Origin of the sequence: Paenibacillus sp. JQZ6Y-1 (genome assembly GCF_040719145.1) — a bacterium.
Taxonomy (GTDB): domain Bacteria; phylum Bacillota; class Bacilli; order Paenibacillales; family Paenibacillaceae; genus Saccharibacillus; species Saccharibacillus kandeliae.
Map to the genome: position 1 here is coordinate 887,101 of NZ_JBFDUZ010000001.1, position 12,816 is coordinate 899,916.

Genomic DNA, 12,816 nt, shown 5'->3' on the forward strand with positions numbered 1-12,816 from the left:
GAAAGGTGCTTTTTATCATACATACAATCCATAGGATGCAATCATCTTTGCATCACATGATCATAACTGTATTATTTGTGTACATCCGTGTCATGAACATCAACCGAACCGATGTCCTCACGACCGCTATGCTGTACCGAATCGGGAATATACAGGTTATGCCCCGGCTGTTTGGTTTCCCAGTAGATCGAAGCAAACAGACGTTGCGGACTGACGAGCGGTGATCCCCCGTTAATACGTGGAATGGCAAACGGATTGTCATCGCGTTTGGCAAGACCGAGTGTTGTTGTAAAGGCATGCTGGATACCAGCATCCTTGACGACCTGCTCGACTTCCGGTGTATACAGTCCATATGGATATGCAAATGTATCAATAGGGTGCTCATTGAGCGGTTTCAGAGAATCCACACACGTAGTCAAATCCTGAGTGATGCGTGCCAGATATTGCTGTGGTGTTTCTTCCACGCCATTCTTTACGAGTGGAGCAGTCAATGCATCGGTCGTTTCGCTTGTTTTGTAATGCAGGTGATTCGTATGCGGCTGTACTTCCATTTTCGGATCTGCCTGGATCATGTCGGTAATCTCCTGCTTGGTCATATGTGGCGTATTGACGATGGCATTTTTGCTAAAGTCACCGGTGATCACGAAGCTGACGCCGGAAATATTGCGTTCCTGCATAATGGGGAATGCAGTGGTATAGAAATTCTCATACCCATCGTCAAATGTAACGAGCACCGCATTTTCTGGTACCGATCCGCCTTTCATATAGGAGCGGAAATCATTTAACGAGATAAAGTTCATGCCTTTGGAGCGCAGAAAATCGAGCTGTGAGGCGAACAGATCCGGTGTGATGATATCGCCGCCTTTTTGCGTGGGGCTAATATCGTGATACATCAGCACAGCGACACGATCTTTGTAAAAGGTTGCCTTCGGAATGGTATTAAATTTCTCAACCGGAGGTAATTCACTTTCCGATAAAGGGGCTGGTGTCGATGCTTGTTCAATCGAGCCGGTAGTTGTGGATGTAGATTGCGTTTGTGTTTGCATAGGGGTGCCGAGGAGCTGCTGCATCGGTCCATTATCCAGATATAGAGCTAGAATAACAGCTGCCGCACCCACAACCAGTCCACCAAGTGTGAATAGAAGTGCTTTAACCCATACCATGCGTGAATTCTCTCCTTTAATGTAGACGTTGGTTTCAATATCCTTTACTCTATATCGGCTCCATTGTTTTCCATGTTGAGAGTGAATCCATACTTGTTATAGGATGTATATCATGTGTATCCATTATTCGTAGATGGCTTGTACATCTGCGGTAGCCTCTACTGGAATATGCCGACTGGATGCAAAATCAAATAATCCTAGATCGGTCAGCTTCAAGGTCGGAATAACCGGTAAGGCAAGGAAAGACAGCATCAGAAACGGATTAAAGTGACGAGCAGCACCGATTTCCAACAGCGCTTGATTCAGTCGCTTGGTCTGCGCATATACTTCCTGATATGGCAGTTCGGACAGAAGACCAGCAATGGATAGTGGAACCGATGCTAGCACTTCCTTACCGGATATTACAGCCAGACCTCCATTCATGCCTACGACGTGCTCAATCGCTAGCAGCAACTCTTCATCCGACGCACCCGCAGCGATCAGATTATGCGAATCATGGGCAACCGTAGATACAATCGCCCCCTTTTTCAATTCAAAGCCTTTCACGATGCCGAGTCCAATATGACCGGTTCCCTGATGACGCTCTACTACTGCTAACTTGAGCAGATCGTTCGTAGTAGACGGGACAAAGTGTCCGTTAGTGATGTCCACCTGTTCCACAGCATGACGGGTAACGATGGAGTTTGGAATAATCTCGATCACATTGCACAATTTGGAATGCAGTGGCAATGCCAGACAGGATAGATCCAACGGCCCGGTATTGCAAGTCGAGAGAGTAGTGGATGAAGAAGCTGATGCGTGTAACAGATCATCGGCTGAGTACTGCATAGCAGCAATGGATGTTGCAACGTCCGCTTCCGAATTGTTCTCATCCGCTTGATGTGGCGAATGAGTATGTGTCATAGCTTCATTTGTAGTAAGGGCAGATTGCTCTGTAGTTGATGCAGAGGTATCAAATGCCTGCTCCACTAATACCGTATCCTGTACAACGGGTTGCCCATTTTTGAAAACGCTATGGATGGTAAGCTGCTCCAGATCGTCGACGATGACCAAATCGGCGATATAACCGGGAGCAATGGCACCTCTGTCGCGTAATCCGTAACATTCTGCTGCATTCAGAGTTGCCATTTGGATCGCAGTCATGGCAGGCAGTCCGTGACGAATCGCCAGTCGTACATTATGATCCACACTGCCTTCATCCAGCAGATCGTCAATCAGCTTGTCATCGGTCACAAATACACAGCGACGCGAATTGTACGGCGTAATCACTGGCAAGATTGCTTCCAGATCCTTTGTCGCTGTACCTTCGCGTACAAGTACATACATGCCCAGCTCTAGCCGTTGCTTGGCTTCTTCAGCATTGATACATTCGTGATCGGTTCGAATACCAGCGGCAACGTACACACTCAGCTGCTCCTTAGCGATGCCTGCTGCATGACCATCAACCAATTTGCCTTGCGTATGGGCAGACGATATTTTTTGAACCATGGAGGCGGAGGCATGGGACAGCGCATGGAAGTCCATCACTTCTGCCAATCCAAGTACACGCGGGTGCTGATAAAATGACTCCAAATCTTCGGCTTCCAGACAAGCCGCGCAGCTCTCAAACGAGGTAGCCGGTACACACGAAGGCAGCATAATAAACTGATCCATCGGCAAGCCTTCCGATTGCTCCAGCATATACCGGATACCATCAGTTCCGGCGACACTGCCAATCTCATGCGGATCGGTAATGACACTAGTGACGCCATGCTGCAAGACAACTTTGGCAAATTCGCGTGGAGATAGCATCGAACTCTCAATATGCACATGACCATCAATCAGCCCGGGAATGATCCATTGTCCATCGGCATGAATTGTTTCGCGTCCTTCATAGCTGCCGATACCAGCGATGACTCCATCAACAATGGCAATATCACCCTGCATGATTTCACCGATAAATACATTGACAATATTGCCGCCCGTAATAACGAGATCGGCAGGGATCGCTTTGGATGCGACCTGAATACGACGCGTAAGTGCTGCTGTGTTCATTTGCATAAGATACACTCCTTCAGAATTGGGATGAGCATGCTGTCAGCAGTGAACGGAAAAGAAGTCATCTGTATGAAAAGGAAAACGTAGGTGGTAGCTCTGACTAAAGAGGATAGCCATAGGCCCAACCAAAACAGAATACAAAAATCCCGATCACAAAAAATGCATGACAGCATTTTTCGTAATCAGGAGTTTACGGTTCCTGGTAGAGACCCCCGGCCCATATTATCGGGGTTATACGAAAGCTAGACGATTTAAATTAGACCTATTTTAGTAGAAACAAGCGAAGTTGGCAAGCCTGATGGATAAGTTTTCTTACATAAAGCTCAACAAAGAGCGGCGGAAAAAGGAATGTCAGAAAAAGATATGCCATTTTTGATATAGAAAATAAAAGAAAAAGTAGGGATTATTAATTATTTGCTTTAAATTTGAAGCGAAACAACATATCGTGTTAGTTATTATCAACAAATGATCATTTTTAATTTAGGTTTTATGACAATTAAATTAACATGTACTATCGAAAAATAGAGATTACTCAGTATAATAAAATACATTCAAGTCATTAGAAACTGGATAGATGTACTCAATCAGAACTGACATGGCAGAGGATGAAGGTTGGATCTATCCGTTGAATCAAACAAAAACTGCCCTCAAGAATCGAAGCGATGATTGTAGCGCTAAGTGAATAGCAATGTGAGACAGTATGACACAGTGTACAGTGGCAATACCAAATAGACGCTGGCGAAAGGTATGAGGAATATGAGTCTGGAAGCATTGAATGAGCGTGTAAAACAAGATCTAGCGTATCTAGCTTACGGAGGTGCAGACTGGGTTCGTCCAACCGAGCATCCTGAAGGGCATGTATACGATGTAGTGGTGATTGGTGGTGGACAAAGTGGACTGGCGGCAGCATTCGGATTGCTACGCGAACGTATTTCTAATATCGTCGTATTGGACGAGAACCCAGAAGGGACAGAAGGGCCGTGGGAAACGTATGCGCGTATGGTAACGCTGCGTACGCCCAAGCATCTAACCTCTGTGGATCTTGGCATTCCCTCGCTAACGTTCCGTTCTTGGTGGGAAGCACAGACCGGACCGGATGGCTGGGAGCAGGTAGACAAAATTCCACGTGGTGACTGGATGAATTATCTGCGCTGGTATCGTCGCATATTGAATTTACCTGTGATGAATGATGTGCAGTTGAAGCTGATTGAGCCGCTGGAGCAAGGGATTCATCGTCTGCATTTGGATGGTCATGGCGCACCGTCGCAAACGATATTGGCACGAAAAGTTGTACTCGCTACTGGCATTCAGGGAGGTGGCGAATGGCATGTACCGCCGATGATCAGTGAGCGGCTGCCGGAGCATCTGTATGCTCATACGTCCAAGCCAATTGATTTTGACCAGCTAAAAGGGAAAAAGGTCGCTGTGCTGGGCGGCGGTGCATCGGCATTTGATAATGCCAATCATGCGCTGACTGAAGGCGTGTGCGAAGCACACGTATTCGTACGGCGCAAAGTACTGCCAAGCGTCAATCCGATTCGGCAAATGGAAGTATCGGGCATGATCGAGCGATTTCATGCTCTGTCTGATGGGGAGAAATACGCAACGATCTCGCATTTTTTCAAATTCAATCAGCCGCCGACGAATGATACCTTTGAACGGGCGGCGGCATGGGACGGATTCCGGCTACATCTGGATTCGCCGTGGCTGGATGTGCAGCCGCAGGGAGAGGGTGCGCTTGTCACAACACCGCACGGAGAGTTTTATTTTGACTTCCTGATTGTAAGTACAGGCTTGCTCAGCGATCCAGCGTTGCGTCCAGAGTTGAAGCTCGTTGCCGGACATATTGCCCGTTGGAATGACCGATATGAAGCGCCGCCAGAGGTTGCGAATGCTCTGCTGGATGCGCATCCGTATCTTAGCTCCGGCTTTGCTTTTCAAAGTCGAGATGAGCAGGGGGAGAAGTTGCTGCACGGATTGTTTGTATTTAACTATTCCGCTCTTGCCAGCTGTGGACTATCGGCATCGGCTATCTCCGGTACAAAAAATGCAGTACCCAAACTCGTTACCGCTGTGGCGGATCAGCTGTTTTTGGATGATAAAGAGCATATCCTAAGCAGTTTCCTTGCTTACAATGAGCCTGAGTTTGTTGGACGTTGGCCAAAAGTAGTTACGGGCTAATGGAGTAAATGTGTTTATTGCACAGTATGCCTAGACGATCTAGTCCATGAATGTATAAAAAGCGATCTTGGACGACGTAGCATGGAGCGACCGAGCCAAATGGTTCCTCTGTCACTCGATATGATGAATCTTCTTCGATCACTAATAGGCGCATTCTTCGTGTAAATCATGCGAAGAATGCGCCTGTTTTTATGATTACTGGATAAGGAATATACAAATGTCGCTTATTATCGCACCCACTGCGCCAGCTGTTTCAACTTTGGATGCGCTATGATGGCAGCAATCACCAATGCCGCGATGCGCTGTGCACCGTATACAGAGAAGTGGGTATTGTCCTCCACGCCTTGTGGATAATTCGGATGCTGTTCCGGCGACAAGTGTAAAAATAATGCTTTGGAGCCCTCCTCGCCAAGCTGCCGATATAACTGCTGACTGGCAGTGAATAGATCCAATAGTGGCGTGTTCGTATCGTCAGCCACACGGCGCATCATCTCTGGATACCGCTCCAATGCTAACGGATCAGGTTGACCATTCTCTAGAAAGAGGCGGCGGCTGACCGAAGTTAACAAGACCGGAATCGCCCCTTGATTCCGTGCAGTGTCAATATAACGCCGCAAAAATGCCGGATAGTCCGTATCTGGATCGGTGTATCTCGTCGGATCATCAATTTTGCCATCATTATGTCCAAATTGGATCACAAGATAGTCGCCCGCCTGAAGCTGACGCGCAATATAATCCAGTCGCCCGTCGGTGATGAAGGAGCGTGTGCTACGTCCATTGATCGCGCAATTCTCTACCTGCACCTGCTTCTGAAAATGATCACCGAGAAATTCGCCCCAGCCGCTCATCGGCTTTTCGATTCCGCTTTTGGCAGCTGCCGTCGAATCGCCAGCAATATACAGTCGAATCGCCTCATTGGTCGTGGTAACAGGGGAGAGAGGAGTACTTATTTTCCCAGCGGTTACCTCCAAGCTATCTACAGGCTGTCCATACCCATGCCGAGATAACCAATGCTCCGCAAGCATCGTCCATGTGCCGCAATATGGATGCTGCTCTGCAAGTCCCAATCCATGCCGACCATGCTCAAATACATGTAATTCATACTCAATTCCTTCCGCAGCAAGCGCTTGTGCAAACAGCAGACTATTCTGTACCGGCACTGACGCATCATCTGCACTACTCCATATAAAGGTTGGCGGTGTATGTGCGTCGACACGCTGCTCTGCTGAATATTGAGCAATCTGTTGTCCAGAAGGGGAAGCCCCCAACAATTGCTGTCGACTCCCTTCATGCGTATAAGTATGCTCCAGCGTAATCACCGGATAAGCTAGCAACAACACATCCGGCTTCACACGTCCCGTTGTCGCAGCCAATGCTGCCAAATGACCACCCGCAGAAAATCCAATCAGCCCAACACGCTCCGGCAGTATATTCCAATGTGCTATCAATCCATGTCGCTGTACCACCCGCAAAGCCGCTTCCACCTGTGCTACAATCAATCCGGGGTCAATCTTTGCTTGATCATCAGGACGACTGCTATGATCGGTATCCGATACTGTTCGATAATGCAGCACCGCCGCATGAATGCCCATCTTATTCAACCATTTTGCCACTGCTTCCCCTTCATGGTCTGCCCGATGATGATACCCACCACCCGGCAAAACAACCACACACCCCCGCGCCACATCATCCCCGACCGAATACAATACCAGTCGACCCAATGGCTCATCCTCACCAGCTACGAACGCACGATCAACAAACTCCTCACGATCCCCATCCCAAACCCGAATCGTATCAATCTCGGTATTTACAACCTCAATCCCTTGATCAACGCCTTGCAAAGCCAATCTACCCATCGTAGACCCCTTAACACCTTCACTCATAACCCGCAACCAAACCATCCCAATCTCATCCTTTCCTAACATTATGTAAAAAACCAAAAGGAAATCGTTCATCTCAATCTTCAAATTGTTCATCCGAACCTTCGCATTGCGCCACGCAAGAAGATACTACTTCCTACTCACTTCAATATCAAAATTTTGTTAATTAGCCCCTTACCATCCATATTATGAAAAGGGTATAATAAACATTGTCCACATTCATACAAAGATTCACATCCATACAAGATCCGCAAGATCACAGAATCGATGGGGGAATATGATGAAAAGAGGAACGATGTTTTACAAAATATTTATTCCAATTCTGGTATTGGGCATTGGGCTGTCCATTAGCTTTGGCATCTATATTTATTTCAGTACTGTGCGCTCAGTGACCGATAGCATCGCTGCGAGCAAACAAACGTATATGATGCAAATGCGTAACAATTTGGAGCAAAAAATACGCAATATTGAATACGCTTTCAATACATATAGCACAACCAGTTCGTTCAGTGATGTGGTGAAGAATCCGATTACAGAGCGCGATTTTATTGCTTATCGTGATGTGAATACACAGCTCAATTATATCGCTACCATGGGACTGGATGGTGCACAATATTCGTTGATCAGTTTGGCGCAGAATTGGAAAATCGCCAATGGACGACTCACGCACTTGACCAACGCCCAACAGCAGCAGCTGTACAAGCAATATATTGAAGGGCAAGAACAAGGGTTGTTTTGGATCAAAACGGATGCAGGGATTCGCTTTGTCAATACATTACCTGTATTCTCCACACGCAAGCAAGCGATTGCGTTGTCGGACATTTCCAGTCAAACGCTAGATCGAACACTGCATACAGAGGATGATTCGCCAGTCTTTATTTTGAATCGACAGGGCGATCTGATGTATGACACAGGTGGAAATGAGAATATTTTTGCCAATACACAGGTGAAGCAGTTGCCCGATTTGATTGGAGCCGATCAGAGCACGGGGATGCTGACTTTGCATTCGGCGGACCGTTCACGTGTGCAATTGATCTATGCTAAGTCTACGTACAATAATTGGATGTATTTCACAGTACTTGATCCCAAAGAAATCGCTGGTGCGTTGCAAACGACACGTTATGGTCTGATTGCGATTGAACTGGTGCTCATTGGATTGATCAGTGTGGTCGCATATGGGATTGCATTGTATTTTACCAAACCGATTCAGCGTATCCGCCATAGTCTCCCGACGACTGGTCAGGTGCATGCTGGCAATGAAATTGATTGGATTCTGTCGTCGATCAATCATATTTTGACTGAAAAGCAAAGTCTCGAAACGTTGATTCAGGCAGAGCAGCCTCAACTGGAAACCCAGCTCGTGCTCAATCTGTTTCGCAATCGGATCAAAGCCGATGAACTAGGTGGTCAGTTGGAACGATTGGGTTACACCGGGCTGGATGGCAAAACATATGTCGTCATGCTTGTACAGCTCGACAATATCGGTAAACGAAGCACTGCCGACCGTGATGTGCTGATGCTCGCCATCAACAAAATCGCCGAAGAATTAATTCCAGCACAGCAAAGGCTGCTGCCGATTATTCTAAACGATGATACACAGGCGACAATATTAACCTTTGCTAACGAGAATGAGCAGGATATGCGCCGTGAGCTACTATCCTACGCCAAGCTCATGGTACGAAGCGTACGCGACTATCTCAAGCTGTCAATCAGCGTTGGCATTAGTCGTTCGTATGATAGCCTGCTGTGTAGTAAAGAAGCGTGTGAAATGAGCAAACAGGCGCTACATCAGCGGCTCAATCTGGGTAAGGAGTCGATTATCTTTTACGAAGATATTTCTAACGTTGTCTCCGGTCCTGTATTGCTGCATTATCCGACCGAATGGGAATCCCGTTTATTCGATGCGATACGTCTCGGCGATGAAGAACAGGTATCCGCTACCTTGTACCCGCTAATGGCGGAATTCATGAAAAAAAGCCGCAATACCATGGACCTTGAAGTTATGCTCGTGCGGCTTGTGAACAACCTAATCCAGCTGGAACAGCTGCTTGGATTGGAAGTGCTGATGACAAGCGGTAATCAGGCATTGTATCACCGTCTGCTCAGCATCCGCAATCCAGAAGAAATCGAGCGTATTCTCGTCGAACAGGTAATTTTCCCTATGGTACGCAGCATGAAGGAAAAAACCAACGAGCAATTCCGCTGCCTGTCCGAAACCATTGCCGACATTGTACGCCGCGAATACGACCGCGAGCTGTCACTCGAAATGATCGGCGACCGCTTGCACTATAACCCGAACTATCTGAGCAGCATTTTCAAAAAAGAATATGGTACCACCTTCAGCGACTACCTGATGAGCTACCGTCTGGACATGGCGAAAAAGTGGCTCACCGAAACCGATCAAACCATCAAAGAAATCGCCGAGCGTTTGCAATACCATAATCCCCAAAACTTCATCCGCTCGTTCCGCAAAAAAGAACAGGTGACACCGGGAACCTACCGCAAGATGCGTCAAATGACGTAGGATGCGTGTCATCAGCCGCTTCGGAAAGAGATAAGGGAACGGACTCCGGTGGAGGGGCGAGAATCTACGGATTAGGAGTAATGGTAGATTCTTGCCCCTCCAAAGAGGTAAGATATTTTGCTTCCGCAAAAATCACTTTTGATTGAACCCCGTGTTTGAACATCGCAAACACGGTAAGTCGTCCTTTTCCCTCATTCCCTTTCCTCCGCTCCATGCACCTCTCATCCGTTTGGAGAAGGAGGAAAAGTAGTTGCGCAATTCCGAAACGAATCGGTATCGCGAAATTAAAATGCAAGAAGTAAGGTAGCTCATTCACTATTATGGATTGCGTGATGAACGTTATGAATAGAATTTCGAGTGTCGATTTTGGCAAATGAATATCCTAATTATCCTAAGTCGCGATAGTTCTTCGCACGTTCTAAATGCAAATGCTCCTCAGCAAATAGAGCGAGAGCGATTATGGACACCTAGCAGACAAGTCCCTTAATAGAGAGAGCATAAGCGGATTTTTGAAGATTTTATAATGATGTAAGTATTCCATTATGGTATGTGTCTCCAACTATGCTATATGTCTTCAACGAATGATTCAAAGGATCAAGATTTTAAGATGACAAGAAGCGGTTCAAAGTTCGTAAGAAGAACAAGGTCTTAGAGATTGTCGTCTGCCTACTTAGCAGGGGGATAAGACGCACGGAGCGGAGGGAAGAGAATAAGGGAAAAGGGCGACTTTGGAGGGGCGGGAATCTTCATTCTTTCCTAATCCAAAAGATTCCCGCGGCTCCACCGGAGTCCCGTTCCCTTATCTCTTCCCGCAGCGCTTTCCCTCCAACACCAATCATTCAGCACGAAAAGTCGATTCACCCCTTAACCGCACCCAACAAAGCACCTTTCGTAAAATGCTTCTGCACAAATGGATAAGCAATCAACATCGGCACCGTCGCCACAACAATAACCGCCATCTTAATCGTCTGCGCCGGAGGAATCACATCAACCGAGCTGCCTTCCGCCTGCATTCCGCTCGAAACGATAACAATCTGACGCAGCAATACCTGAATCGGCCATTTGCCCGAATCGTTCAAGTATAGAATCGCATTCATATACGTGTTCCAATACGTCACCGCATAGAACAACGAGATCGTAGCAATCGAAGGCAATGCGAGCGGCAGCATGATTTTGAAAAACACACCAAAGTCATTACACCCGTCGATCTTTGCCGATTCTTCCAAACTGTCCGGCAGTGCTTGGAAAAAGTTGCGCATGATGATCAGGTTGAAGGCGTTGATCGCTACTGGCAGAATCATCGACCAGTACGAGTCGATCAGACCCACGCTTTTTACAATCAGAAACGTTGGGATCATACCGCCACTGAACAGCATGGAGAACACGACGATAAAGTTAATGGCATTACGTCCAGCGAGATAACGGCGGGACAGGGCATATGCCATGAAGGCGGTTAACGCCATACTGACCAGCGTACCGACCAGTGTTGTGCCGATAGACACGCCCAATCCTTTAAAGATCGTTGGCGTGGACAGAATATAACGGTAAGCATCTAATGAAAAGGTCGTCGGAAATAAAATGAAGCGTTTGGATACCACCTCTTGGGTCGAAGCGAACGAGCTGGCAATGACGTTGACGAACGGCAGCAAACAGGCGAGCGCGATCAGAATCAATAAAGTATGATTGATAATGGTGAATAGCTTGCCTCCAAGTGAAGTGTCTTTCCGCAATGTTTGTTCCATAAACAGGAACCTCCTTCATCCTCGTGTATACATTTACTGTACCAAGCCGAGGGTGTTCCGTATATAATCCGCTCCCCAGATGATGGGCGTATTCGTCGTCGTAAGCAGGATAATCATTACCTCACAACATAATCACCAGTTGAGGTGACATATTTGGAAATGGCGATATACCAACGTTTTGCAAGCGTTATCACGAGATGATTATATACGGAATGCAGACTCTCCTTTAATCTGGAACACGTAAGCGAGATTGCATAGAGGAGGCTGGCATCCGGTGAAGATATCCAATGGAATGAAGATGTCCGATGCTGCGGCACTGGAATTGGAACAGGAGAAAAAAGCCGTTAAGAAAAAAGGCGGCTACGGCATTATGCGTAACAAATTTTTGTATCTAATGATTTTGCCGGGCTTTATTTATTTTGTTATTTTTAAGTATTTGCCGATGGGCGGGCTGATTATTTCCTTTCAGGATTACCAGCCATATCTCGGCATCTCAGGTAGTCCGTGGGTAGGCATGAAGCATTTTGTTCGGCTGTTTACAGAACCTACCTTTTTTATGTTATTAAGCAATACGCTCATTTTGTTCGCGCTAAATATAGTGATCTTTTTTCCATTACCGATCATTTTGGCATTGATGCTCAATGAGGTGAGACACCGTTATTTCAAAAATGCAATTCAGACGATTATTTACATTCCGCATTTTATGTCTTGGGTCATTATCGTTTCCATCACATATGTGTTCCTGAATGTAGATGGCGGAGTGATCAATGAGATGTTGGCATCGATTGGATTACCAAAGGTCAGCTTCCTCACATCGCCGGAATGGCTGCGTACGATGTATATGGCACAGATTATTTGGAAAGAGTTGGGCTGGTCGACGATCATTTATCTAGCAGCGATTACAGTAGTGGATACGCAGCTGTACGAAGCGGCTGAGATGGATGGTGCGTCCCGCTGGCGCAAAACATGGCATGTCACGCTGCCAGCAATTCGTCCAGTAATCATCACCTTGCTGATTCTGAAGATCGGTAGCACGCTCGATCTGGGCTTTGAACATATGTATTTGCTGCTTAATTCGCTCAACCGCGAAGTGGCGGAGATTTTTGATACTTACATTTATACCGCTGGTTTGAAAAATGGACAGCTTAGCTTCAGTACCGCAGTTGGCTTGTTCAAAGGCTTGGTCGGTCTAATTCTAATTATGCTGGCAAATCGTCTAGCCAAAAAGTTTGGCGAGGATGGTGTGTATTAACAGGCATATCGGTGTACAGCGCAGACAGAAGTGTGTT

7 protein-coding genes and 1 riboswitch are annotated in these 12,816 nt (G+C 46.7%); of the genes, 3 read left to right on the forward strand and 4 right to left on the reverse strand.

Going from position 1 to position 12,816, the window contains the following annotated elements:
* Positions 1-71: 71 nt before the first annotated feature.
* Both ABXR35_RS03895 and ABXR35_RS03900 read right to left on the reverse strand, forming a co-directional pair.
* Positions 72-1,163 (reverse strand): polysaccharide deacetylase family protein, encoded by a 1,092-nt coding sequence (locus ABXR35_RS03895; RefSeq protein ID WP_367055710.1) that lies wholly within the window; start codon positions 1,161-1,163, stop codon positions 72-74.
* Between the two features lie 123 nt (positions 1,164-1,286).
* Positions 1,287-3,203: an adenine deaminase gene (locus tag ABXR35_RS03900; RefSeq protein ID WP_436669319.1), complete on the reverse strand. Its 1,917-nt coding sequence runs from the start codon at positions 3,201-3,203 to the stop codon at positions 1,287-1,289.
* Positions 3,204-3,359: 156 nt separating this feature from the next.
* Positions 3,360-3,459: riboswitch (purine riboswitch) on the reverse strand.
* A gap of 497 nt (positions 3,460-3,956) precedes the next feature.
* On the opposite strand from ABXR35_RS03900, the gene ABXR35_RS03905 reads away from it, so the two are divergent.
* On the forward strand, positions 3,957-5,381 hold the full coding sequence (locus tag ABXR35_RS03905; protein WP_367055714.1) for an FAD-dependent oxidoreductase: 1,425 nt from the start codon (positions 3,957-3,959) through the stop codon (positions 5,379-5,381).
* A gap of 227 nt (positions 5,382-5,608) precedes the next feature.
* Here the strand turns inward: ABXR35_RS03905 and ABXR35_RS03910 are convergent, their stop codons facing one another.
* A complete protein-coding gene (locus ABXR35_RS03910) occupies positions 5,609-7,237 on the reverse strand; it encodes a GDSL-type esterase/lipase family protein (protein ID WP_367055717.1) in 1,629 nt (542 codons plus the stop codon).
* Positions 7,238-7,541: 304 nt separating this feature from the next.
* Between ABXR35_RS03910 and ABXR35_RS03915 the strand changes: the two genes are divergently transcribed.
* Positions 7,542-9,785: a helix-turn-helix domain-containing protein gene (locus tag ABXR35_RS03915; RefSeq protein WP_367055720.1), complete on the forward strand. Its 2,244-nt coding sequence runs from the start codon at positions 7,542-7,544 to the stop codon at positions 9,783-9,785.
* Positions 9,786-10,642: 857 nt separating this feature from the next.
* Here ABXR35_RS03915 and ABXR35_RS03920 read toward each other — a convergent pair.
* Positions 10,643-11,527, reverse strand: coding sequence for a carbohydrate ABC transporter permease (locus tag ABXR35_RS03920; protein WP_367055723.1), 885 nt, complete (start codon positions 11,525-11,527; stop codon positions 10,643-10,645).
* A 292-nt stretch (positions 11,528-11,819) separates the two neighbouring features.
* Between ABXR35_RS03920 and ABXR35_RS03925 the strand changes: the two genes are divergently transcribed.
* Positions 11,820-12,779, forward strand: coding sequence for an ABC transporter permease (locus ABXR35_RS03925; RefSeq protein ID WP_367061154.1), 960 nt, complete (start codon positions 11,820-11,822; stop codon positions 12,777-12,779).
* Positions 12,780-12,816 lie beyond the last annotated feature (37 nt).